The organism is Corynebacterium sp. MSK032, assembly GCF_030232065.1.
Lineage (GTDB): Bacteria > Actinomycetota > Actinomycetes > Mycobacteriales > Mycobacteriaceae > Corynebacterium > Corynebacterium jeikeium_D.
Window position 1 is genome coordinate 231,742 of the sequence record NZ_JASPJR010000001.1, and the last position, 21,932, is coordinate 253,673.

At 59.8% G+C, this 21,932-nt stretch carries 21 protein-coding genes and 5 tRNA genes; 18 read left to right on the top strand and 8 right to left on the bottom strand.

Features of this window, described 5'->3' with window-relative positions:
- The first annotated feature begins 46 nt into the window (after positions 1 to 46).
- The gene (locus QP995_RS01000; RefSeq protein WP_284852834.1) at positions 47 to 1,063 is read left to right on the top strand and encodes a 3-isopropylmalate dehydrogenase; all 1,017 of its coding nucleotides are present in this window, start codon (positions 47 to 49) and stop codon (positions 1,061 to 1,063) included.
- A gap of 30 nt (positions 1,064 to 1,093) precedes the next feature.
- On the opposite strand, the gene QP995_RS01005 is transcribed toward QP995_RS01000, so the two are convergent.
- The gene (locus QP995_RS01005) at positions 1,094 to 1,747 is read right to left on the bottom strand and encodes a mycothiol transferase (RefSeq protein ID WP_049172112.1); all 654 of its coding nucleotides are present in this window, start codon (positions 1,745 to 1,747) and stop codon (positions 1,094 to 1,096) included.
- Between the two features lie 61 nt (positions 1,748 to 1,808).
- On the opposite strand from QP995_RS01005, the gene QP995_RS01010 reads away from it, so the two are divergent.
- The 3 genes from QP995_RS01010 to QP995_RS01020 all read left to right on the top strand — a co-directional run bounded on the left by QP995_RS01010 (position 1,809) and on the right by QP995_RS01020 (position 5,132).
- Complete coding sequence (locus tag QP995_RS01010) at positions 1,809 to 3,683, top strand: DUF294 nucleotidyltransferase-like domain-containing protein (RefSeq protein ID WP_049172113.1); 1,875 nt, start codon at positions 1,809 to 1,811, stop codon at positions 3,681 to 3,683.
- 40 nt (positions 3,684 to 3,723) lie between these two features.
- Positions 3,724 to 4,278, top strand: coding sequence for a 3'-5' exonuclease (locus tag QP995_RS01015; RefSeq protein WP_246821108.1), 555 nt, complete (start codon positions 3,724 to 3,726; stop codon positions 4,276 to 4,278).
- Positions 4,279 to 4,343: 65 nt separating this feature from the next.
- Positions 4,344 to 5,132 carry a fumarylacetoacetate hydrolase family protein gene (locus QP995_RS01020; protein WP_005509430.1) on the top strand — a complete coding sequence of 263 codons (789 nt, stop codon included), beginning with the start codon at positions 4,344 to 4,346 and terminating at the stop codon, positions 5,130 to 5,132.
- 40 nt (positions 5,133 to 5,172) lie between these two features.
- Here QP995_RS01020 and QP995_RS01025 read toward each other — a convergent pair whose 3' ends face one another.
- Both QP995_RS01025 and QP995_RS01030 read right to left on the bottom strand, forming a co-directional pair.
- Positions 5,173 to 6,405: an isochorismate synthase gene (locus QP995_RS01025; RefSeq protein WP_070566860.1), complete on the bottom strand. Its 1,233-nt coding sequence runs from the start codon at positions 6,403 to 6,405 to the stop codon at positions 5,173 to 5,175.
- A gap of 56 nt (positions 6,406 to 6,461) precedes the next feature.
- The gene (locus QP995_RS01030) at positions 6,462 to 7,184 is read right to left on the bottom strand and encodes an SDR family oxidoreductase (RefSeq protein ID WP_284852824.1); all 723 of its coding nucleotides are present in this window, start codon (positions 7,182 to 7,184) and stop codon (positions 6,462 to 6,464) included.
- Here QP995_RS01030 and QP995_RS01035 point away from each other — a divergent pair.
- Complete coding sequence (locus QP995_RS01035; RefSeq protein WP_241482128.1) at positions 7,183 to 7,896, top strand: TIM barrel protein; 714 nt, start codon at positions 7,183 to 7,185, stop codon at positions 7,894 to 7,896. The two genes, QP995_RS01030 and QP995_RS01035, sit on opposite strands and share 2 nt — an antisense overlap.
- A gap of 56 nt (positions 7,897 to 7,952) precedes the next feature.
- Positions 7,953 to 9,440: a glutamate--tRNA ligase gene (gene gltX, locus QP995_RS01040; protein WP_048735378.1), complete on the top strand. Its 1,488-nt coding sequence runs from the start codon at positions 7,953 to 7,955 to the stop codon at positions 9,438 to 9,440.
- On the opposite strand, the gene QP995_RS01045 is transcribed toward gltX, so the two are convergent.
- A complete protein-coding gene (locus tag QP995_RS01045; RefSeq protein WP_246819689.1) occupies positions 9,424 to 10,833 on the bottom strand; it encodes a hypothetical protein in 1,410 nt (469 codons plus the stop codon). The two genes, gltX and QP995_RS01045, sit on opposite strands and share 17 nt — an antisense overlap.
- A gap of 283 nt (positions 10,834 to 11,116) precedes the next feature.
- Here QP995_RS01045 and QP995_RS01050 point away from each other — a divergent pair.
- The 9 genes from QP995_RS01050 to QP995_RS01090 all read left to right on the top strand — a co-directional run bounded on the left by QP995_RS01050 (position 11,117) and on the right by QP995_RS01090 (position 15,565).
- Positions 11,117 to 11,188: transfer RNA gene (locus QP995_RS01050), tRNA-Gln, on the top strand.
- Between the two features lie 49 nt (positions 11,189 to 11,237).
- Positions 11,238 to 11,310 (top strand) — tRNA-Glu (locus QP995_RS01055).
- 30 nt (positions 11,311 to 11,340) lie between these two features.
- Positions 11,341 to 11,412: transfer RNA gene (locus QP995_RS01060), tRNA-Gln, on the top strand.
- Between the two features lie 39 nt (positions 11,413 to 11,451).
- A tRNA-Glu gene (locus QP995_RS01065) sits at positions 11,452 to 11,524 on the top strand.
- A 76-nt stretch (positions 11,525 to 11,600) separates the two neighbouring features.
- Complete coding sequence (locus QP995_RS01070; RefSeq protein ID WP_284852825.1) at positions 11,601 to 12,380, top strand: tRNA threonylcarbamoyladenosine dehydratase; 780 nt, start codon at positions 11,601 to 11,603, stop codon at positions 12,378 to 12,380.
- The gene (locus QP995_RS01075; protein WP_246815101.1) at positions 12,377 to 13,162 is read left to right on the top strand and encodes a TatD family hydrolase; all 786 of its coding nucleotides are present in this window, start codon (positions 12,377 to 12,379) and stop codon (positions 13,160 to 13,162) included. Before QP995_RS01070 ends, QP995_RS01075 begins: the two co-directional genes overlap by 4 nt.
- Before the next feature lie 83 nt (positions 13,163 to 13,245).
- Positions 13,246 to 13,318: transfer RNA gene (locus QP995_RS01080), tRNA-Glu, on the top strand.
- A gap of 110 nt (positions 13,319 to 13,428) precedes the next feature.
- Positions 13,429 to 14,385, top strand: coding sequence for a lactate/malate family dehydrogenase (locus tag QP995_RS01085; protein WP_070439677.1), 957 nt, complete (start codon positions 13,429 to 13,431; stop codon positions 14,383 to 14,385).
- A 70-nt stretch (positions 14,386 to 14,455) separates the two neighbouring features.
- Positions 14,456 to 15,565 carry an acyltransferase family protein gene (locus QP995_RS01090; protein WP_070595159.1) on the top strand — a complete coding sequence of 370 codons (1,110 nt, stop codon included), beginning with the start codon at positions 14,456 to 14,458 and terminating at the stop codon, positions 15,563 to 15,565.
- Here the strand turns inward: QP995_RS01090 and QP995_RS01095 are convergent.
- On the bottom strand, positions 15,559 to 15,984 hold the full coding sequence (locus QP995_RS01095) for a carboxymuconolactone decarboxylase family protein (RefSeq protein WP_016422516.1): 426 nt from the start codon (positions 15,982 to 15,984) through the stop codon (positions 15,559 to 15,561). The genes QP995_RS01090 and QP995_RS01095 overlap by 7 nt on opposite strands.
- A complete protein-coding gene (locus QP995_RS01100; protein ID WP_016422517.1) occupies positions 15,968 to 16,870 on the bottom strand; it encodes a LysR family transcriptional regulator in 903 nt (300 codons plus the stop codon). Before QP995_RS01100 ends, QP995_RS01095 begins: the two co-directional genes overlap by 17 nt.
- Before the next feature lie 69 nt (positions 16,871 to 16,939).
- Between QP995_RS01100 and QP995_RS01105 the strand changes: the two genes are divergently transcribed.
- Entirely contained in the window at positions 16,940 to 17,863 is a 924-nt protein-coding gene (locus QP995_RS01105; RefSeq protein ID WP_284852826.1) for a TDT family transporter, read from the top strand.
- Here QP995_RS01105 and QP995_RS01110 read toward each other — a convergent pair whose 3' ends face one another.
- Both QP995_RS01110 and QP995_RS01115 read right to left on the bottom strand, forming a co-directional pair.
- Complete coding sequence (locus QP995_RS01110) at positions 17,864 to 19,054, bottom strand: MFS transporter (protein ID WP_049189543.1); 1,191 nt, start codon at positions 19,052 to 19,054, stop codon at positions 17,864 to 17,866.
- Positions 19,054 to 19,779: an IclR family transcriptional regulator gene (locus QP995_RS01115; protein WP_049171587.1), complete on the bottom strand. Its 726-nt coding sequence runs from the start codon at positions 19,777 to 19,779 to the stop codon at positions 19,054 to 19,056. Before QP995_RS01115 ends, QP995_RS01110 begins: the two co-directional genes overlap by 1 nt.
- 65 nt (positions 19,780 to 19,844) lie before the next feature.
- Here QP995_RS01115 and leuC point away from each other — a divergent pair, with 65 nt between their 5' ends.
- Positions 19,845 to 21,272 (top strand): 3-isopropylmalate dehydratase large subunit, encoded by a 1,428-nt coding sequence (leuC, locus tag QP995_RS01120; protein ID WP_049189542.1) that lies wholly within the window; start codon positions 19,845 to 19,847, stop codon positions 21,270 to 21,272.
- 62 nt (positions 21,273 to 21,334) lie between these two features.
- A complete protein-coding gene (gene leuD, locus QP995_RS01125; RefSeq protein ID WP_069358792.1) occupies positions 21,335 to 21,925 on the top strand; it encodes a 3-isopropylmalate dehydratase small subunit in 591 nt (196 codons plus the stop codon).
- Positions 21,926 to 21,932 lie beyond the last annotated feature (7 nt).

The window sequence follows — 21,932 nt, forward strand, 5'->3', positions numbered from 1 at the left end:
CCATATAGTGAGAAGGGTATCTCAAAAAATGACTGAGGCAGGAAAGCTGAAGATCGCCGTCATCCCGGGTGATGGCATCGGCACGGAAGTTACGGCAGAGGCACTGAAGGTGCTCAAGGCTGCTATCGGCGAGTTCGACACCACCGAGTACGACCTCGGCTCGCGTCGCTACTTGCGCAATGGCGAACTGCTTACCGACGCCGATCTCGACTCCCTGCGTGAGCACGACGCTATTCTGCTCGGTGCTATCGGTGACCCGGCGAACGTTCCTCCGGGTGTTCTCGAGCGCGGCCTGTTGCTGAAGATGCGCTTCGCGCTGGATCACCACGTCAACCTGCGTCCTTCCAAGCTCTTCCCGGGTGTCGAGTCACCGCTGAAGAACCCGGGCGAAATTGATTTCGTGGTCGTCCGCGAGGGAACCGAAGGTGCTTACACCGGTAACGGCGGTGCGATTCGCGTCGGCACGCCACACGAGGTTGCCAACGAGACCTCCGTCAATACCCGCTTCGGTGCTGAGCGCGTTGTTCGCTACGCCTTCGAGCTGGCTATGACCCGTCGTAAGAAGCTGACCCTTGTCCACAAGACCAATGTGTTGGTGCACGGTGGCGGTATGTGGCAGCGCACGGTCGATGAGGTCGCTAAGGAATACCCAGAGGTAGATGTCGATTACTCGCACATCGACGCTGTGACGATCTACCTCGTCACTAATCCTTCGCGTTTCGACGTCATCGTCACCGACAACCTCTTCGGCGACATCATTACTGATGAGGCTGGTGCAGTGTCGGGCGGTATCGGCCTGGCGGCGTCCGGCAACATTGACGCCTCTAATACCAACCCGTCCATGTTTGAGCCCGTTCACGGCTCCGCTCCCGACATTGCTGGCAAGGGGATCGCTGACCCGACCGCAGCCATTCTGTCGGGTGCCATGATGCTGCGCCACCTGGGTCGTGAGGAAGACGCTCAGCGCATCGAGGCTGCTGTGGAAGCTGACATGGCTACTCGCGGTAGTGGCCCGATCAAGACCGCTGAGGTTGGCGACCGCATTGCTGCTGCTTTGAAGTAGCGCAGTAAAAAATAGGGGGGGGGGAGAGGGCTAGGCAATCACAGTTTTGCCATCGACGGTAGTGATGTGAGTCTTACCGTCGGCGGTGTGCTCGATGAAGTCCGACGCATGTCCGACCTGGCGAAGTACATCGATGATGGTGTCAAGGGGGTATGGGGATGAGCTTCCTGCGCCGTTATCGGAATCATCCCCTCCCAGTCCTGCCACTAGCGCATCCCTCGTAATCTCCGCATGTCCCAGGTGCTGAGCCGCCTCGTGGAAGACATGCACAATCACGCCTTCGATGCTGCCGCACCACCAACGGTCCTTATCGGTAGGAATAACAGCAGGAGCACCAGCGCGGTCCACGCCTTGCAACTCCACCAGCGCGGATTCAATGGCCGCGCGGTCACGGTGGTAAATCTCCAGCCCTTCCGAAACACTGCAATGAGCAGAAAACTCCCCATCGCGATCACGGACATAATCACGCCCAAGGCAGACGCGCTCGAGCCAGTACCTCGCGGATCCGGTCACGTGTCGTAACAGCACGGCCAGGGAGTTAATGGCTGGGATGGGGAGGGTTGCGTTGAAGGTGTCGTCGTCAAGCGTCGCGACGAGTGCCGCGAGCTTGTCCATCCTGCCGAGGATGTGGGCGTCGAGCGGCCATTCGGGATTTATTGAAGCGCTGTGTGTGGAATTGGTCATAAGGTCGAGTATTCCCGCAAATCAGTCCTATTGGGAGCAAAAATAGGGGATAATTGACCCCATGACCGTCGAGCTTGCGGAAATCGCAGACTTCCTCAGCCATACTCGCCCCTTTTCGGACCTCAACGATGAAGAGCGCGCGACTATCCCACCGCTTTTGACCATGCGCTATGCCCGTCGTGGAACGGAGATTATCCGGGCGGGTGCGGATAACAACAGCTGTTTCATTATTCGCTCCGGCATGGTGGATCTCTTTGACCCAGCTGGCACGCTGTTGGACAGGCGAGATGTGGGAGATCATTTCGGCTATTCGACGCTGCTGAGCAGTGACCCTTCGCTATACACGATGACGGCAGTGGAGGACTGCGTATTCCTAGTGATCTCCAAGGAGGTTTTTGACCAGCTCAATGAGCAGTTCGTAGAGGTCCGGCGCTATTACGGCGGTGAGAACGCGCGCATTCGCGCAGTGGCATCGAAGCTGCGGAGTACTGCGGCATCGGAGTCATTGCGCACACGGGTTGCGGATCTGATGGAAACATCGCTGGTGACCTGCAGTGCTGATGCGACAGTACAAGAGGCGGCGCAGATTATGACGGAGCGGAATGTCTCCAGTTTGCTCGTAATGGAGTCTGCAGGCGCCAACCAGAGCCCGCTCGTCGGCATCATCACTGACCGTGACCTCCGTCGTCGAGTGCTGGCAGAGGCGAAGCCCGCGGCGACGCTTGTAAGCGAAGTGATGACCGGGAACCCGGAAACCATCAGTCCCGACCTGCTGGTTTTTGAGGCCATGCTGCTGATGGCTGAGCGCGGTTACCATCATCTGCCGGTGCACGACGGGACGAGAGTGGTCGGCATGATTGTCATTGGTGACCTGCTGCGCAGTCTGCACACCGATCCCGTGTACGCGACGGCGACGCTGGCGCGGAAGAGCGATATCTCGGAGATTGCGGAGATTGCTCAGAACGCGCGGCGGATTGTCGGCCGGTTTATTGACCGAGGTGATTCGGGGGAGGAGGTCGCCAAGCTGCTGACTGCCGTGGCCGATGCTGTCACCCGACGCCTGGTTGCGCTGGCGGAGGAAAAGCTTGGGCCGCCACCAGTCAGCTACGCCTTTGCGGTACTGGGTTCGCATGGGCGCGGGGAGATGGGGCTCGCGTCCGATCAGGACAATGCGCTTGTTCTCGCCGACGACTACGACGCCGACGCTCATGCTGACTATTTCGCCGCGCTTAGCGACGAGATTTGCACCAACCTCGACCGAGTCGGTTATCCGCTCTGTCCAGGGGACATGATGGCCAGCAATCCTGCGTGGAGGATGACCAAGTCGCAGTGGCTGCGCACGTTCCACGGGTGGATTACGGCACCGGAGGCAGAGGCCCTGTTACATGCACAGACCTTCTTCGACATGCGTGGGGTAGCGGGCGACGTGCAACTGGTAGAGAGCCTTCGTGCGGCCTACCTGCCGCTGGCTCAGGGGTCGCAGCGCCTGCATGCGCACTTGGCCAAGCTCGCGGCCTGGCGGGAGCCGCCGCTCGGCTTCTTCCGGGGCCTAGTGCTGGAAAAGGGCGGCGATCACGCAGAGACCCTGGACATCAAAAAGGGGGGAACTGCTGCTGTGGTGCAGATGGCGCGTCTATTTACTGTGGCGGCCGGCCTGCCACAGCTGTCGACGCGTGAACGCTTGGCGGCGAGTGCGGGTGCCGGAAGCGTGAGCCGTCAGGGTGCGCAGGATCTGGCGGATGCGTTCGAGTTCCTGTGCACGGTGCAGCTTCATCACCAGCAGGCCCAGTTCAACGCTGGCGAGCAGCCGAATAACCACATCTACCCGAAGCGTCTCTCCAGCCTGGAACGCGAGCACCTGCGCGATGCGTTTGGTGTTATCCGCAAGTTGCAGCAGAGCCTCGGGGCGAAGTATCCCATCCGGGCGATGTCGTGAGCGCGCAATGTTGAAGTTTTTCAAACCCCGCAAGAAACTCTTGGACGCACCTATCCGCGACAATGCTTGGCTCGCGGTCGATGTGGAAACCACCGGTCTGGATCCCTCCAAAGATCAGTTGCTTTCCATCGGTTGGGTTGCCGTCGAAGGCCGCGACATCGTGCTGGAAGAGTCGGGTCACCTTCTCATTCGCCCAGAGCGCGAGGAGGTGAGCGTCGGCGAGTCGGCGACGGTGCATGGGCTTACCGACGACATGGTCGCAACCGGGGTAGAGGCAGAGGTGGCCGTCGGCAAGCTGTTAGAAGCTCTACGGGGACGGAAGCTGCTGGCGCACTACGCGCGGATGGAAGTTGGTTTCCTGGATCCGTTGTGCCGGAAGTACTTTGATGCGCGCTTTGATGTGCCGGTGGCGGACACGATGACACGCGAGTACGACGCAATTCTGCGAGCCAACCGCGAGCCGGTCCGTGATGAGCTGCGGTTGTGGTCACTGTGCGACAAGTACGGCATTCCCCGTTTTAAGGCCCATCATGCGTTCAACGATGCGCTGGCTTGTGCGTTGGTGTGGCTTGCGCAGGAATCGCGCGGAGTTTAAATCGTACATGTTTGAGAGTGGGGGTCGTTGCATAATTATCGCAATGTGACGTGTACCCTACTTTTATGCGTATTGCTCGAATCGCCCACCCAGAGGGCATGTGCTTCGCGCTCGTTGAGGGCGAAGGCAATGAAGTTACTTTGCACGAAATCGAAGGGCACCCTTTCGGTCAGCTGAATAAGACAGGCCGTTCCTGGCCGCTTGCCGACGTACGTCTGCTCGCCCCAATGCTGCCGTCGAAGGTCATCGCTATTGGTCGTAACTACGCTGACCACGTCGCCGAGGTGTTCAAGAAGTCGGCAGAATCGCTGCCGCCGACGATGTTCATTAAGCCGCCGACGGCCGTCATTGGCCCGGAAGCGCCGATTCGCATTCCGGATTTCGCCACCAACGTCGAGTTTGAGGGCGAGCTGGCACTGGTTATTGGTAAGCCGTGCAAGAACGTCAAGAAGGAAAACGCTCACGATGTGATCTTCGGATACACCATCGTCAATGATGTTTCTTCCCGTGACCTGCAGTTTGCCGATGGTCAGTGGGCGCGCGCAAAGGGCATCGATACCTTCTGCCCGCTTGGTCCGTGGATCCAGACGGAGCTGGACTACAACGAGCTGCCGATCAAGGCGCACCTGACTCACGAGGGTGTTACCGAGACCAAGCAGGATTCCAACTCCAACCAGATGATTATGTCCATCCCGGAGATTATCGAGTTCATCACTGCCTCGATTACGCTGCTGCCGGGTGATGTCATCTGCACCGGCTCCCCGGCCGGTACCGCTGCGATGTTCCCGGGTGACCGCATCGAGATTGAGATCCCGGGTATCGGCAAGCTGGCCAACCCTGTGGAGCGGGCTTAAGCTGCCAGGGCTTAAGCTGCTAGGGCCTATGCGCCCTGGCTTAAGCGCCCTTAACTCCAAAAGCGCGGAGTACAGTGCCCATCTTGGCGCTGGTCTCCGTGACTTCTTCTTCTGGGTCGGAGTGCGACACAATGCCGCCTCCGGCCCATAGTCGTGCCACGGACCCCTCAGTGTCGATTTCGGCACAGCGAATGGAGACCACGAACTCACCGTCGCCATTCTCATCGCACCAGCCGACAGCGCCCGAGTAGAAGCCGCGGTTGGTCTCTACGGCCTGAATAACGCCGAAGGCGGATTCCGTCGGCGTGCCACAAATGGCTGGTGTCGGGTGCACCACCAGCGCCAAATCCAGCGCGGACAGCGACGGATCCTTCAACCGACCGCGGATATGCGTGGCCAAGTGCCACATCTCGGCGGTGCTCATCAGCTCGGGGCTGTCCGGAACATCCAGCGAACTGCACAGTGGCGCCAAGTTGTCGGCGATGTCGTCGACGACGAAGGCATGCTCGTCTAGGTTCTTGCGCGAGTCCGCTAAACGACGGGCCGACGCCCGGTCCACCTCTTCATTCCGGGACCTCGGCAGCGACCCGGCCAAGGGAAACGCCTCAACGATGTCGCCCGTACGGCGGACCAGCATCTCCGGGGAGGAACCGATGAGCAACTTGCCCTCATAATCGGAACCGGCGGGGGAGAGATCCACGACAAAGCCATCGCGGTTGGGGGATCCGTCGATCAGCCGCGATGCGAGTAGGAGCGGGTCAATCGGGGGATCGATTTCGAGTTCCACGGCGCGCGCGAGCACGACCTTTTCCAGCGCCGAGTACTCGATTGTGCGGATGGCTGCGGCGATGCGCTCAGCGTGCTCGTCGAGCGGGGGATCGTAAGCGACGATGTTGGCGTGGGGCTTCGGTGCGTTCCAACGGTAGTGCGCGGGTGGCTCCAGCGGCTGCGAGGAGCGGATGACTTCCCGGGGAACGGTCAGGGCGGCGGGCTTGTCCAAGTCGAAGGGCAATGCGCCGACTACCATCTTGTGAATGCCCGAGTGCAGTCCCTCGGCCGCGAGCCAGGGGTCGGAAAGCTGCTCTTCAATACCTTGCGTGCGGATGGAGCCGTGTGCCCGGGAGAGCAAAAAGTCCGGGGCGGTGGTCGGGCGGGACGTATCCCAGCGCGTCGAACGCTTCGGAGTCGCTGCAGGCTCGTTCGACGGGTGAGAATTCTCCTGCTTCTCTTCTTCGTTTCCGCCGCCCAGAGAGGGGTGGTTTTCCATGGACATAGCCCTAACCCGCCTCCTCAATCTAAACCCAGTTGTGCTTCAGTTTAAGGGGCAGGCTAACCCCTACCCAAAAAGGGCATACCCGCAGCGGTAATCGTCAGCTGATCGATGACTGCGCTCGCCGGCAGATTCGCGGCGTAGAGGAAGGTCTCCGCAGCCTGCTTGGCATCGAACATTGGCTCGCTGCCTGTGAACGTCCCCAACAGGTCAGTCTGCGCATTGCCAATGTCAATGCGCGTTGCCGTAATGCCATACTCGCGTCCGTCCAGGGCAAGCACATGGGTCATTCCGGCAAGCGCGCTTTTCGACGTCGCGTACGCCGCCGTATGGGCTCTCGGCACCTGCGCCGCGATAGAGCAGTTGACCAGGATTCGGCCGCCTGCTTGGTCCGCCTTCCCATCACGCCCCGGCTTCATCCGCGCGAACGCCTCGCGTGCGCATAGGTACGAGCCGACCACATTCGTATCGATGACCGCCCGGAAGTCCTCAATGTCGGTCTCTCCGAACTCTGCGGGCGTGCCTGGCAGCCCCGCATTGAGCACCGCAACATCGATGGTTCCCGTAGTCATCTGCGCGTCCTCAAACATCGTACGGACCTGCTCGGGGTCGGTGATGTCACACCTGGAGTAGGTGATGTTGTCCGCCTCGGCGGCAACGGCCTCGAGCGCGTCGATACGCCTGCCGCAGATGTGCACGTGCCAGCCATCGGCGGCAAAAGCCAGAGCAATTTCGCGACCAATGCCCGCGCCGCCACCAGTTACTACTACCGTTTTGGTCATGAGCACTATTATTAACTGTTCTACGGTCTACGCACACATGTCCCCGCACGACGCCGTCAACGCCGCGCGTGACGACGGCTACGCGGCCGTGGAATTCTGGTGGCCATTTGGCCTCGCAGTGCCCGCACCCGATGAGGTTTCCGCTTTTTGTGACCTCTTTGACGACAGCCTTGGTCTTTATGCCATGAATCTGTGGGGAGGGGACATGGCAGCGGGGCAGCGAGGAGTGCTCGATACAGATGGGCTGCCCGCGGGGCACCTGGAGGCAGTGAGCCAGATTGCGCGGGCCACTGGGCTGAAATGCTCGAACGTGTTGCTGGGGCGCTCGGGGGAGCTGACCGATTTGCAGGTGCAAAGACTGACTGAGATTACTGCCCAGCTGGAGCTCAGTGGGGTTCGCGCGTTGATTGAGCCACTGTCCGGGATGAGTGATTATCCCATTACAGATCCGTGGCAAGCCGAGGAGTTAGCTCAACAGACTGGTGCTGGTGTGCTCGCGGACTTTTACCATTTTGCAGCTAATGGCGTCGACGTGGATGCTTGGCTCACTGAGGTGGAGACTGGAAGAGTGAGCCTGCCGGCGCACGTCCAGATTGCCGATTTCCCAGGCCGCGGCGCGCCGGGCACCGGTGAGGCACCACTGCGCAGCTGGGTTGAGCGGCTGCGCGCCGCCGGATACGCCGGCGAAGTGGCCGGGGAGTGGGCTCTGTAACCCTATGCAAACCCTATGCATGCCTGCAGGTGGGAGGGCGGGTATCGTGGGAAAGCATGTCAGATGTTCGCGTACGCTTTTGCCCGTCGCCAACCGGTACCCCGCACGTTGGCCTCATCCGCACCGCCCTGTTCAACTGGGCATATGCCCGTCACACTGGTGGCAAGCTGGTCTTCCGCATCGAAGATACCGATGCCGCTCGCGACTCCGAAGAGTCTTATCAGGCAATCATCGAGGCCCTGAATTGGCTCGGTATTGACTGGGACGAGGGCATCGATGTCGGCGGTCCGCACGGTCCGTACCGCCAGTCGCAGCGCAAGGACATCTACGCCGATGTATTGCAGCGCCTCATTGACGCCGGTGAAGCGTACGAGGCCTTTTCCACCGCTGAAGAGGTTGAGGAGCGCCACAAGGCCGCGGGCCGTGACCCGAAGCTGGGCTACGACAACTATGACCGCAACCTCACCGAGGAGCAGAAGGAAGCCTTCCGTGCAGAGGGGCGCAATCCGGTGATTCGCCTGCGTATGCCGGACGAGGACATTGTCTTCGATGACCTCGTTCGCGGTCGTATCGAGTTCAAGGCCGGCCTGGTTCCGGACTTCGTTATTGCCCGCTCCAACGGTGAACCGCTCTACACCCTGGTTAACCCGGTTGATGACGCTCTGATGGAGATCACTCACGTCCTGCGTGGTGAGGATCTGCTGCCATCGACCCCGCGCCAGATCGCTCTCTACGAGTCGCTGAAGCGCATCGGTGTCGCCAAGTTCACCCCGGAGTTCGGTCACCTGCCGTTCGTTATGGGCGAGGGTAATAAGAAGCTGTCCAAGCGTGACCCGCAGTCCAATCTCTTCATCCACCGCGATAACGGTTTCATCCGCGAGGGTCTGCTGAACTACCTGGCACTGCTGGGGTGGTCTATGGACGGCGACCAGGACATCTTCACGATGGACGAGATGGTTAAGGCCTTCGATATCCACGATGTGCTGTCCAACCCGGCTCGCTTCGATCAGAAGAAGGCCGACGCTATCAACGCGGACCACATCCGCATGCTCGATCCGAAGGACTTCGAGCAGCGTCTGCGCACGTACCTGGAAAGCCACTTTGACTTCCCGGCCGACTACCCGGCGGATAAGTTCGCTTTCCTGGCAACGCTGCTGCAGACCCGTGTGAAGACGCTTTCCGACGCCTGGGACCTCTCGAAGTTCCTGGTTGTGGAAGAGGACGAGTTCACCTTCGATGAGCGCTCGGCACGCCGTAACTTCAAGGAAGACGCCGTCGCTGTCCTGGAGGCCTCCATTGCAGCTGTGGAGCCGCTCAGCGAAGAGGACTTCGTCACCGAGAAGCTTGAAACTGCACTTCAGAAGGCCCTCATCGAGGACCTGGAGCTGAAGCCACGCAAGGCTTTTGGCCCGGTGCGCGTGGCCGTGACTGGTGCGCAGGTATCGCCGCCGCTGTTCGAGTCCATGGAGCTGCTTGGTCGCAGCCGCAGCCTGGGCCGACTGCGCAAGGCGCTCGAGGTCACTCCTTTTACTGCTGCTCAGTAAAGAGCGCGAGCTGGGCTGAGCGAAGCAGGTTCGTGTAAGAGCCCGCTTCCTTGCCCACCTTCTGTGGGTCGCGGTTCAGCATATTCATGGAGGTTTCGCGGTAATCCTTGACCAGCGACCCCATGTGGTTGTTGAAGAACTCGTGCCAGTCGGTTCCCCAGTGGACCGTGCCGTCCTCGTTTCGCTTGAGCAGTGCGGCAAAGGCGTACACGAGCGGGTAGATGAACCCGTCCGGAATCGCGTAGCCGATGGGCTGGCGGTAGAACTTCGAGTACTTCTGTGGAGTCTTGCCGGTCCGCGGATTCTTCTTATTGGCCTTGTCAACAGCATCAATGCCGCCGAATTTACCGCCGCTCTTGTTGTAGAGATCGGGTAGCTCTGCGTTGATGCGCTCGAAAATATCGATGAAGTCACGCGTGAGGTTCAATGCGCTGCGGACCTTCTCGTTGTAGAGAACGACCTCTTCGGTGCGCTCATTGATGCTTTCAGTGCTGGGCTTAGTGACCTCCGGTGAGCTCATGACATCCTCGAAGCGGTCAAGCAGCTTGGCCTTGCCGGAGTAGAGGCTGGTGGGGGTCGGTGCTTCAATCTGCTTCCCGTCGGCATCCTTCGGCAGGTCAATACAAGACAGCGGAATCCACGCCATAGCGATGACATCGCCCACCTTTAGTCGACCAGTATCGTTGGTGCGCCACTGCACGTTGTCGCTAATTCCCTGAGGCAGGGCATGCTTCAGATCGTCAAAGTAGCCGGCGCGATTGAGCTTTGCTTCCGCCTTGAGCTCCGCATTGTTGTTGCGGGCGGCACAGATATCGAGCAGTGCATCGGAGAAGTCCTGCACAGTGTCCTCGTCCCGAGCACCGGGCACGAGTACCTCTACCGGAACACGGGCATCGAGCTCGGTGAGGCTTTCGTCGGCAAGCAATTCCTCAATTTCTTCCGTACGCTCCGACCAGACCTCCTTCATTTCGGACCACGTCTTGATTTTGCGGCTAGGTGGTGGAGTGAGCTTGCCCAGAACGAATAGTGCGATAGCCAGCGAGTTGTGACCGCCGTCGAGGATGCCTTCGATGCGACGGTTGCTGAAGGTGAAGCGGTAGAGATTGTCTTCACTGGTGAACTGAGTGGAGGCCAGGAGCACACCCTTGGACTTGTAGGCGAAGAGCTCCGGCGTGGTGTCGATGGTTTCCATGATGGCATCGGTGATGCGGCCGGTGCGGGACACGCGTGGGTTGGCGTCGAGGTTGAGGGCCGAGATGATTTTTGCGAACTGACGGATAGTGACAGTGCCGATGACGCGACCGATGGTGCCGTTCATTTGCTCCGTGATGTCGGAGAACTCCAGCTCGAGCGTGATGGGGGCGGTTGTTGCCGTCGTTGTTGGGGAAGTCATGGTGCCTGCCTTTCAGGTCTGGTTTTTTGGTGTGTGTCGGCTGTTTACCAGCCGCTTCACCACGAAGTGTCTCCTGAAGGGCGGATCAGCTTTGAGCTGCGATCGAATGGGCTTTCGATCTGGGACTGCGTTAGTTATATGCACTGCATTAGTTATGCATTAGTTATGCGCACTGCTGAGGTGGGCTGTGGGGAACTCGCGAATTTAAACGAGCCTTTGACCAGGTGATTTGCTCTTGTTAGCGCGAATTGGCTATATTATTCCTCGTTGCGTTCAGCAGCGATGGCCTATGGTGTAATTGGCAACACTACGGTTTCTGGTACCGTCATTCTAGGTTCGAGTCCTGGTAGGCCAGCAGTGAAGAAGTTCATTGTTGAATGTATTCACTAACTGCAAAGTTCTAAGCCCCGTTCGTCTAGCGGCCTAGGACGCCGCCCTCTCACGGCGGTAACACGGGTTCAAATCCCGTACGGGGTACAAAGATAGCGTGAAAGCGCCAGTCTTTATTGGCCTATGGTGTAATTGGCAACACTACGGTTTCTGGTACCGTCATTCTAGGTTCGAGTCCTGGTAGGCCAGCGGAATTCGCTCACTCAGTTGAGTTGGATTCAGTTCTAAGCCCCGTTCGTCTAGCGGCCTAGGACGCCGCCCTCTCACGGCGGTAACACGGGTTCAAATCCCGTACGGGGTACAAAGTTACTCCCCAGTCAGTCGGCTGGGGAGTTTTTGTTTTTTAAGCATCGAGGCGACTATGACCAGGGGCGACTATGACCAGTGAACGTTTCGCACGACTGAAGCTTCTCCTAGGGGAGGAGGGGCTAGAAACGTTGGCTGAATCTACCGTCATGGTTGTCGGACTCGGAGGCGTGGGGTCGAGTTGTGCCGAAGCTCTCGCCCGAGGCGGCGTGGGCAACCTCATCTTGATCGACGGTGATGTCGTGGAGCCGAGCAATCTCAACCGTCAGGCGCTGGCTTTTGTCTCCACGATTGGCCGGGTCAAAGCCGAGGTCATGGAGGCGATGGTTGCCGATATCAACCCGGATTGTACGACCTATGCCCGCCAGTTTTTTCTCACACGCGAAAACCTGGCGGAGACCTTCGAGCAGTTCCCGCGTCCGGATTACATCATCGACGCTATCGACGATGTCACCGGCAAGATTGAGATCGCGCAGTGGTGCGCGGAAAATCGTGTCCACCTCATTTCCGCTATGGGCGGCGGAAATAAGCTCGACCCAGCTCGGCTGACTTTCTCGAAGATCAATAAGACTAAGGTCTGTCCGCTGGCGAAGGTCGTCCGTCAGGTGTGTATCCGCCGACGCATTCGCGGTCTTGAGGTGCTGTACTCATCCGAAGAGCCAGTGAGAATTGCGGACAAGGGCAGCGGTACCAAGGCGGAAACCCTCGGTACCATGAGCTACATCCCGCCAATCATGGGGCAAATGCTGGCCGGAAAGGTCATTCGCCGTCTGCTCGGGTTCGAGGAAACCCCGCTGGCCCCGCGCATCGGCGGTCCGGCCGACGAAAACCAGCCACCAACGGAAAAATGATGCGGCTCATCGATACCCACTTTCACTACGATTTCCTGCCACCGGCTTCGCGCGAGTGCTTCAAAGCCGATATTGCGCAGGAAGGCGTGGAGATCATCGCGCAGACAGTCCGCCCCTCCGGATTTGTCGAGCTAGAGCGCGAAAATCTCCCCATGGCCGCAGTCGGCTATCACCCGTGGTATATCGACGGCAACTACGAGCGCGAGCTTGAGATATTTCGCGAGGCCCTTCCACGCACCCGTTTCGTCGGTGAGATTGGCTTGGACTTCGCGCCCCGCAGGCTTGACGACGTTCCCGCCGAGACCCAAATCCACGTCTTCACCGGCATCCTCGATGCTGTCCAAGCTTCGAGCCAGTCGCATATCCTGTCCATTCACACAGTCCGCAGCGCCGATACAGTGCTTGATCTGCTGGAACCACGCTTGGACTCCGACAAAGGGGTAGGGCTCGGTCAGAATCTCGTGCCCATCTTTCACCGTTTCGGTGGCACCAGCGATGAGCTGACCAGGCTTATCCGAGCCGGTGGCTATATCTCCGTCAATCCGCTCATGTTGCGGACCAAACGCGGACGGGCCTATGTGTCGCAGGTGCCCGTCGATAGGCTTTTGCTGGAAACTGACCTTCCGCACGAGCCTGGAAGCGGCTACGCGGCGGAGGCGGTCTCTGCCGAGGTCGTCGCGGCCTTGCGGGACACTGTCGCCGAGGTTGCGGCTCTGCGAAAAATGGATGAAGCGGAGCTTAAAAACGCACTGGCAAAAAATGTGGAAGCACTTGGAATTTAGCGCCTTGACCGGGCGATTTGCAGTTACTATCCACGTCTAGTGTATTGTTTAACAAGTCCGCAGCGCGCGGATGAAAGTTCTAAGCCCCGTTCGTCTAGCGGCCTAGGACGCCGCCCTCTCACGGCGGTAACACGGGTTCAAATCCCGTACGGGGTACAAAGATATACAGAGACAAGAGCCTTCACTCGTAATCGAGTGGAGGCTTTTGTCTTTCTGCTCACCCCTCCACCGCGGCACTGGATTTCCACAGTCCTAGTATCGAAACTATGAAACATTCAAAGCTCGTTTGTATTGGTCTCGGTCACGTCGGTTCGTATGTCCTGACATATGCCATGGAATCCGGGCTGTTCGCTGAGATTGCCACAATTGACACAGCACCAGGCGTCGCGCATGGCGAGGCTCTGGACCAATCCCAGTCCACTGGTGTTCCCGGCACGGACTATGTCAATGTGCATGCTGGCGACTACAGCGATTGTGCCGACGCGGATATGATTATCGTCGCTGCTGGTGCGTCCATTCTCCCTGATCCGGACGACCCGGATTCCCGTCCGGACCGTGCCGGATTAGCCAAGCTCAGCGGGGAAGTGGTTCGCGATGTCATGCCGGGAATCGTGAAGCATACGCACGATGCGATTGTCCTATTTATTACTAATCCGCTCGATGCGGTGGTGCACTTGGCACATACCGAGTTCGATTACCCCGCGGAAAAGCTCTTTGGCACCGGCACGATGCTAGATTCGGCCCGACTGCGGTGGGTAGTTGCCAAACAGCTCGGTATCGACCCGAAGTCAGTTACTGGCTACATGATGGGTGAGCACGGGCTTACGGCCGTCCCAATTTTGTCCACGCTGAACGTGCAAGGTGTGAGGTGGACAGAACTGGAAAAATGGCATGGCACGCAGTTGCCTTCACCGCAAGAAATTCAAGATGCCGTAGTCGGGGCAGCTTACGATGTTCTCAATGCCAAGGGCTGGACTAATGCCGGTGTTGCACGCTCCGCTTTGGAAATTGCCCGCGCGGTGATGCTGGATCAAAACAGCGTCCACCCGGTGTGTACACGCTTGGATGGTGAATACGGGTTGACGGATGTCTCGCTGTCGATGCCAGCGGTGATCGGCCGAGGTGGAATCATTCGTCGTATGCCGCCACAGCTAAACAGCTGGGAGCTGGAGCGACTGCGTGAATCTGCTCAGTACATCTTGAGCACCGTCGAGAACATGTAGAAGAAATTATGTAGATTCCACTTTTGCCGAAATAACACGGGGAAGTACTTTGCGCTCCTAAAATATTGCCATGAATTCGGCCAAGTCCACCTACGTTCCGGAGCTGACCAGCATCCGAGCCATCGGCGCGTTCGGCGTCCTGCTCACGCATGCCGCGTTTTGGACGGGCAATTACACCGGCGATTGGTGGGGGCGCCTCAACGGTCGATTCGAAATTGGCGTCACCATCTTCTTCGTGCTCAGTGCGGTTCTGCTCACAGGGCGCTGGCTCGGTTCGCCTGACGACGTCCCCGCGAACCGACCGGACTTGCGGAAGTATTTCACCAGCCGTGCGAAGAGAGTCCTGCCGGCCTACTGGATTGTGGTCACTGCGGCCTTTCTCATTCACACCGCAGACGACCCACCACCATCTGGTGGAGGGCTACAGGGCTGGTTGCGCACGATGTCGTTTACCCAGACGCTCCAATTCGGCTGGATTCACCCGGGCTTGCCGCAGATGTGGTCGATGGTGGTGGAAGTCGGCTTCTACTTGGTATTGCCGCTGGTGGGGCTTGGCATCTGGACGATCACAAAGGGGCGGCTACGGCCTGGTCCAACGTTGGCCATCATTATTGGTTTTGGCCTCATTGGCCCGGTCTGGACCGTGCTATCGCACCAGGAAAACCTGCTGCCGGTGGTGGCACGGCTGTGGCCGATGGCGTATTTCGACTGGTTCGCCATCGGTATGCTGCTGGCCTACGGTCGAAAGGTCGGATGGCGCGTTAATCTGGCCGCCAGCTGGTTGATAGCTCTGGTGCTGTTCGTTCTATCCACTACTACGCATGTGGGGCCGGCTACCTTGGTGCCAGATGATGTTGACCAGGCTTTGTGGAAGACCACGCTGTATGGCTTGTCCGCAGGCGCATTCGTGGCCCCGATTGCGCTGGGCACGGAGGTAAGGTGGCTTCGTCATCCAGCCTTGATGTGGTTGGGGGAGGTCTCCTACGAGTTCTTCCTCGTCCACGTGTTGGTCATGGACTGGGTAATGAGCTTGATGGGTTATCAGACCTTCCAGGGCTCGATGTTGGCAGTGGCAATTGTCACCACTGCCATCGCCCTGCCATTGTCGTGGCTGCTGCGCCGCATCACTGATGTACTAACGCGGAGGCCAGGGCCTGATAGCCCGTGGGCTGCCTACTGATCGTCGTCGTCAAGCGGGCCGAGCTCAGCGACGAGCACTTCCTGCGCGACCTTCATCGCGGACAGTGCGGCCGGTGCGCCACAGTAACCAGACGCGTGGACGATGGCTTCGGTGATTTCGGTGCGGGTCAGACCGTTGGCGAGAGCGCCCTTGATGTGGCCGCGCAGTTCCTCGGTGGCTCGCAGGGCCACGAGCATTCCAATGTTGAGCAGGGATCGATCACGCTTGGCCAGTCCTTCGCGGCTCCAGACAGAACCCCAGACTGTGGCGGTGATGTGCTTCTGCAGGGTCTCTCCGTCGGAGCCGGCGTTGCGAGAGAGGGCGGCATCGACGAATTCGTCGCCCATTACCTCGCGACGGATTTGGATACCGGCATCGTAGCGGTCGGAGGAAAAGAGGTCATCATTGGGATTGCTCATGCTTGCTAAGTATAGGACTAGAAATGCGGATAAATTCCGAAATGTCCCCACTAGCTTTACTGCCACGACGCATAACCACGCTGAGGTTGCGAGTAAAAACGGTGTCGGTGGGGACGATGACGATGCGCCCGAGCGTTACCTGATCGCGAATTGCGCCGCGGGCGATGATTGTCGGCGCTGCCAGCGCAATCATGCCAGCGCGCTGTGCCGAAAGGGAGCCAAATTCTCCGGCGGGTTCGGTGAGAGTGCCCAGTGCATCTTCCACCACCTGTCGGCTACCGGAACCCGGTTCGCGAATAACGAGTGGCGTCGCGCGCAGTTCTTCGACGGATATCTCGGCCCGCTCAGCCCACGGATGGCCAGTCGGCACGGCGAGGACCAATTCGTCGGTGCCGATGATTCGTTCTTCGAGGTCGTGCCGACCAGCCTCGCCCTCTACCAGCCCGAAGTCCACCGCACTGTCGGCTACTAGTTGCCGCACCTCACGGGAGTTTGCCTGCACCATCGAAAGCTTGACTGCGGGATGTTGCCGGTGGAACTCTGCGGCCCAGCCGGGGTAGTAGAGCTCAGCGACAGTGTTGGACACCGCAAGGGTGAGGTGGCGGGGAACATTGTCGGAACGCAAGCTGGCGGCAATGCCCGAAAATCTGTGGCAGGCGGCGAGGAGATCTGGGAGGGCGTCGATAAGCACTTGCCCTTTTTCTGTAGGGGAGACGCCGTAAGGGGAGCGTTCGAAGACGGTGATTCCCAGCGCTCTTTCCGCCCGTGCGATGCGTGCGGACATGGTCTGCTGGTTGGTGCCGAGCTCACGCGCGGCCTTCGAGATCGACCCCGCACGGGCGACGGTGAAAAGTGCTTCGAGTTCGGCCACAGCGGAGGGGTACATGCGTCAATGGTACCCCTCACAGAGTTTCGTGATAGCGGTGACTGCAGCAAGCGCAAATACGGTATGGGCATGACCAACTCTCCTCGCAGTGATGTGCTTGCGCCCGCCGGGCCTGCGTGGGCAGGATCGCTGATGGGCACCTCCATCTTCGCCACGCTTACGCACATTCATGATGTGCCGGTGGTTCCGGAACTGCTTCTCGTCGTGGCAGGTGGCATTCTCGGTTTCATAGTGGTCGGTTGGTTGCGATTTCGAAACCCGGCTTTTCACTCGAAGTTGCAGGCGCCGTGGGGCATGTTCGCGATGGGCATTATGTCTCTCGGTAGTGCCGCAAGCTCGTTGTTTAACGATTCTGTGTGGCAGCTGGCGTCCTGGTGGATTGGCGCGCCGCTGGCAATCTACGTCAGTCTTCGTCAACTGCGAGGATTCGAAGGCGAGCCGACTTTTCAGTGGGGTCTTGCACTGGTCGCCCCGATGGTGGCGGCGACAAGCGGCGCGCAGCTGAGCGTTGACTACGGCACGTTCTATCAGGTCTGCGCACAAATACTCTTCTGTATAGCGCTGATTACAGTTCTGCCGGTTTTCGTACGTTGCTACGTCGCGCTGTTCTCCGGCACCATGCGTATCCCCGATTCCATCGCCGGTACTGCCTGGATTCCGCTCGGATTGGTCGGTCAGTCCACGGCCGCTGCCCAGCTGCTTTTCAACCGAACCTTCGCTGTCGCTTACGGTACCACCGTGCTCATTGTCGGTGTCTTCCTCGCTGCCATTGCTTTACGACGATTCCCCCGCGCCGTAATCCGTTGGGCGGGATACAGCCCTGGTTGGTGGGGTGCAACCTTCCCCGTGGGCACTCTGAGTCTTGGTACGCACAACCTGGGTGGCACTATCGGCGCGCAGTGGCTGTACGCCGTTAGTGCCGGACTGCTGTGTTTATTGGCTGTGCACTGGGTAGCGTGCGTGGCTCGATTTGGTTGGTGGATGCGGAGCTAGCTAGTCAAGCTCGACCCGCACCCGCCCGTTGCGGTTCTGGTCTTCTCGTGGCGCAATACCCAGCGCGGCGGCGGGGAACAGAGCCGTGACGGCAAACAGCGCGGGGAAGCCCGCAGCGGCCACAATCGCACCCGAAACCGGAGGCGTTGCAGCGTAGATAATGTTCTGGAACGTGTTCTGCGTACCCATAGCGCGTCCGGACCAGAAGGGGCCTGCGTATTCAGCAACTGCGGTGAAGGCGAGTCCATTCGGGCTGACCACAGCAACGGCCAGTGCGCAGACCAGCAAAGTTCCAAGCGTGCGCCAATCAGCCCAGCTGGCAATCATCATTGCGACAGCCAAAACAAAGGTCGCACCCGAGACCCAGCGGTAGGGGCGGATGCGAGATCGCACTCGGTCAGAGACCACACCCATCAGTGCTCGCGATCCGGCACCGAGCAGCTGCGAGACCATCACAATTGTGCCCGCCGTGCCATCGGAGTACCCCACAGACAGCAACCACACCAGAATGTAGGCACCCATCATCGACTGCGGCCAGGACAGCAGCGCCGAGGCGATGTGGATGCGCACGAGGTACTTGCCGTCCCGGTAGGGGCTGGCCGTGACGGTGGGGTTCGAGGCATCAGGGCGAGGGGGATTCTTCACGCCTATCAGTACAAGCAACGCCAGCACGGCGCACAGGATTGCGGGCATCGCGAGTGCGACTCCGATGCTGTAATTCTGCGCGAGAGGGTGCAGGGTTACCGCTGATAGTGCAGCGCCGAGGGGCTGAGCCATTTGGCGAATGCCCATCGCAGTGCCGCGCTGATGCGGTGGGTACCAGCCCGACACCACGCGGCCGGATGCCGAATTCACGCTCGCCGCCGCACACCCGGCGAGAAAGAGCGTGGCCCCGAGCAGAGCCGGGCTTGACGACGAAGCTAGCGCCGCAAGCCCCGTCGTTAAGGCAGTAGAGGTCAGGCCGGCGAACAGAGCTGCGCGTTCGCCATAGCGGTCGACAAACCAGCCCCAGGCGATGAGCGTGAAGACAATACCGGCCGCCGGCATTGCTGCGACGAGGCCGGCGGCGGAGAGGCTTAAGCCGTTTTCCTGTAGGGATGGGATGAGAAAAGGCACACCCATGTGAACGACGGACGAACCGACCGCCGCGAACATGGACAGAAGAAGGACAAGGTGACGGTAAGCGGGCATTACAGTCGGGAGCTCATCTCTTCAGCGGCGCCGAGAACCTTTGCGCCCCAGCATTCGTAGGGCGACGGAGTCATGCGCTCCACGGGGCCGGAGACGGATAGGACTGCAATCATGCGCTGGTTGCTGTCGAAAACCGGGGCGGAGACGGAGGCAAGTGCGGGGTCGCGCTCACCCATGGACTCGGACCAGCCGAGACGTCGGCAGTCGTCGAGGTCCTGTTGGTTGAAGTCGGCGTCGGGAAGCATTCGCTCAGCGAGGTTGGCCGGGCCAAAGGCCAGGAGAACACGTGCGGCGGAGCCGGCGGTTAGCGGCATGCGAGAGCCAACTGGCACGGTGTTGCGCAGTCCGGTGGCGGGCTCCATGGAGGCAATACAGGTGCGGGTATCGCCGGTGAGACGGTAGAGCTGCACGGACTCTCCGGTTACCTCTACTAGCTTCGGCAGGATGTGCGCTGCGGCGTCGGCAAGCAGGTCGGTTGTGACAGGCGTGATCTCGGTGAGGCCGGGGCCCGTCGTCCAGCGGCCGTCCGGAGTGCGGGTGACAAGGCGGTGTACTTCCAACGCCGTGGCCAGCCGATGGGCGGTGGCGCGGGGCAGGCCGGTGTCGTCACAGAGCTCGGCGAGGGTGCGTGGAGTTTCTGCAACAGACTTGAGAATGAGTACCGAACGGTCGAGAACCTTAATGCCACTTAGAGCTGGCGTCTCGGATGTGCTAATCTGTCCCATGCCATGATATTAACATCTCATTCCTTGAGATAAAAGAGATATATCCGGAAGGCGGCTCACCCACTATGCGCACCACGGACACCAGCCCGAAGACTCTGGCCGAGAAAGTCTGGCATGACCACGTAGTCAAGCAAGGCGACAACGGCGAACCAGATCTGATTTATATCGATCTGCACCTCGTCCACGAGGTTACCTCGCCGCAGGCTTTTGATGGCCTCCGTCTGGCAGGGCGCAAGGTACGCCGCCCGGATTTGACCATCGCAACCGAGGACCACAACGTTCCGACCACTGTCGCCGGCGGCAAAATCAATCTGATTGAGGAGCCGACCTCTCGTACCCAGATTGCCACACTGCGCAAGAACGCCGAGGAGTTCGGTATCCGCCTGCATCCGATGGGCGACCGCGAACAGGGTATCGTGCACGTCGTCGGCCCACAGCTGGGCCTGACTCAGCCGGGCACCACCGTCGTCTGTGGTGACTCGCATACCGCAACCCACGGTGCTTTCGGTGCTATGGCCTTCGGTATCGGTACCTCGGAGGTTGAGCACGTTCTGGCTACCCAGACCCTGCCGCTGAAGCCTTTCAAGACCATGGCGGTCAACGTCACCGGCGAACTGCAGGATGGTGTTACCGCCAAGGATTTGATTCTGGCGATTATCGCCAAGATTGGCACCGGCGGTGGTCAGGGCCACGTTATTGAGTACCGCGGCGAGGCCATCGAGAAGCTGTCGATGGAAGCCCGCATGACCATTTGCAACATGTCCATCGAAGCCGGTGCCCGTGCCGGCATGATTGCTCCGGACGAGACCACCTTCGAATACCTGAAGGACCGCCCGCACGCGCCGCAGGGCGAGCAGTGGGACGAGGCAGTCGAATACTGGAAGTCCCTGGTTACTGACGAGGACGCGAAGTTCGACAAGGTCGTTGAAATCGACGGTTCCGCGCTGACTCCATTCGTTACCTGGGGTACTAACCCTGGCCAGGGCGTGCCGCTGGGGGAGACCGTGCCAGATCCGGAGTTCATCGCTGAGGACTCCGACCGCATCGCGGCCGAACGCGCACTGGAGTACATGGATCTGAAGCCGGGCACCCCGATGCGCGACGTCAAGGTCGACGTGGTCTTCGTAGGTTCCTGCACCAACGGCCGCATCGAGGACATGCGCGCCGTCGCCGACGTGCTGAAGGACCGCAAGGTTGCCGACGGCGTCCAGATGCTCATCGTGCCGGGCTCCGCAAAGGTCCGTGCGCAGGCTGAGGAAGAGGGACTGGGCAAGATCTTCGAAGAGGCAGGCGCCGAATGGCGTATGCCGGGCTGCTCCATGTGCCTGGGCATGAACCCGGATCAGCTGACCCCGGGCCAGCGTTGCGCTTCGACCTCCAACCGCAACTTCGAGGGCCGTCAGGGCAAGGGTGGTCGTACCCACCTGGTCAGCCCGGCTGTCGCCGCAGCCACTGCCGTCGCCGGTCACTTCGCAGCACCGGCTGATCTCTAACTGACTCTCACTGCCGATCTTTGTACAACAGACCCAAGCAGAACTTCTAAGGACCTTTCACTATGGAAAAGTTTGATACTCACACCGGCGTCGGCGTTCCCCTGCAGCGATCCAACGTCGACACTGACCAGATCATCCCGGCTGTCTACCTAAAGCGCGTCACCCGCACCGGATTCGAGGATGGCCTGTTCAGCAACTGGCGCAACAACGAGTCCGACTTCGTGCTCAACCGTCCGGAATACGCAAAGGGCTCCGTCCTCGTAGCAGGGCCGGACTTCGGTACCGGTTCTTCCCGCGAGCACGCCGTGTGGGCCCTGATGGACTACGGTTTCCGCGTCGTCATCTCCTCCCGCTTCGCCGATATCTTCCGTGGCAATGCCGGCAAGGCGGGGCTGCTCGCCGCACAGATGCAGCAGTCCGATGTCGAGCTGCTGTGGAAGCTGCTGGAGGCTAACCCTGGCATGGAGCTCACCGTCAACCTGGAGACCCGCACCGTCGAGGCCGGTGAGCAGGTCTTCCCGTTCGAGGTCGACGACTACACCCGCTGGCGTCTGATGGAAGGGCTTGACGACGTCTCCCTGACCCTGCGCAACGAAGCGGACATTGTGGCCTACGAGAAGAGTCGTCCGGCCCACAAGCCGAAGACGCTGTAGGTCAAAA

What these genes read in the sequence shown, in the direction of transcription:
- QP995_RS01090 (WP_070595159.1), top strand. Translation starts at nt 14,456, where the DNA reads ATGAATTCGGCCAAGTCCACCTACGTTCCGGAGCTGACCAGCATCCGA.
- QP995_RS01020 (WP_005509430.1), top strand. Translation starts at nt 4,344, where the DNA reads ATGCGTATTGCTCGAATCGCCCACCCAGAGGGCATGTGCTTCGCGCTC.
- QP995_RS01010 (WP_049172113.1), top strand. Translation starts at nt 1,809, where the DNA reads ATGACCGTCGAGCTTGCGGAAATCGCAGACTTCCTCAGCCATACTCGC.
- QP995_RS01035 (WP_241482128.1), top strand. Translation starts at nt 7,183, where the DNA reads ATGAGCACTATTATTAACTGTTCTACGGTCTACGCACACATGTCCCCG.
- QP995_RS01115 (WP_049171587.1), bottom strand. Translation starts at nt 19,779, where the DNA reads ATGGGACAGATTAGCACATCCGAGACGCCAGCTCTAAGTGGCATTAAG.
- leuC (WP_049189542.1), top strand. Translation starts at nt 19,845, where the DNA reads ATGCGCACCACGGACACCAGCCCGAAGACTCTGGCCGAGAAAGTCTGG.
- leuD (WP_069358792.1), top strand. Translation starts at nt 21,335, where the DNA reads ATGGAAAAGTTTGATACTCACACCGGCGTCGGCGTTCCCCTGCAGCGA.
- QP995_RS01005 (WP_049172112.1), bottom strand. Translation starts at nt 1,747, where the DNA reads ATGACCAATTCCACACACAGCGCTTCAATAAATCCCGAATGGCCGCTC.
- QP995_RS01075 (WP_246815101.1), top strand. Translation starts at nt 12,377, where the DNA reads ATGATGCGGCTCATCGATACCCACTTTCACTACGATTTCCTGCCACCG.
- QP995_RS01025 (WP_070566860.1), bottom strand. Translation starts at nt 6,405, where the DNA reads ATGTCCATGGAAAACCACCCCTCTCTGGGCGGCGGAAACGAAGAAGAG.
- QP995_RS01105 (WP_284852826.1), top strand. Translation starts at nt 16,940, where the DNA reads ATGACCAACTCTCCTCGCAGTGATGTGCTTGCGCCCGCCGGGCCTGCG.
- QP995_RS01045 (WP_246819689.1), bottom strand. Translation starts at nt 10,833, where the DNA reads ATGACTTCCCCAACAACGACGGCAACAACCGCCCCCATCACGCTCGAG.
- QP995_RS01095 (WP_016422516.1), bottom strand. Translation starts at nt 15,984, where the DNA reads ATGAGCAATCCCAATGATGACCTCTTTTCCTCCGACCGCTACGATGCC.
- QP995_RS01030 (WP_284852824.1), bottom strand. Translation starts at nt 7,184, where the DNA reads ATGACCAAAACGGTAGTAGTAACTGGTGGCGGCGCGGGCATTGGTCGC.
- gltX (WP_048735378.1), top strand. Translation starts at nt 7,953, where the DNA reads ATGTCAGATGTTCGCGTACGCTTTTGCCCGTCGCCAACCGGTACCCCG.
- QP995_RS01085 (WP_070439677.1), top strand. Translation starts at nt 13,429, where the DNA reads ATGAAACATTCAAAGCTCGTTTGTATTGGTCTCGGTCACGTCGGTTCG.
- QP995_RS01100 (WP_016422517.1), bottom strand. Translation starts at nt 16,870, where the DNA reads ATGTACCCCTCCGCTGTGGCCGAACTCGAAGCACTTTTCACCGTCGCC.
- QP995_RS01070 (WP_284852825.1), top strand. Translation starts at nt 11,601, where the DNA reads ATGACCAGTGAACGTTTCGCACGACTGAAGCTTCTCCTAGGGGAGGAG.
- QP995_RS01110 (WP_049189543.1), bottom strand. Translation starts at nt 19,054, where the DNA reads ATGCCCGCTTACCGTCACCTTGTCCTTCTTCTGTCCATGTTCGCGGCG.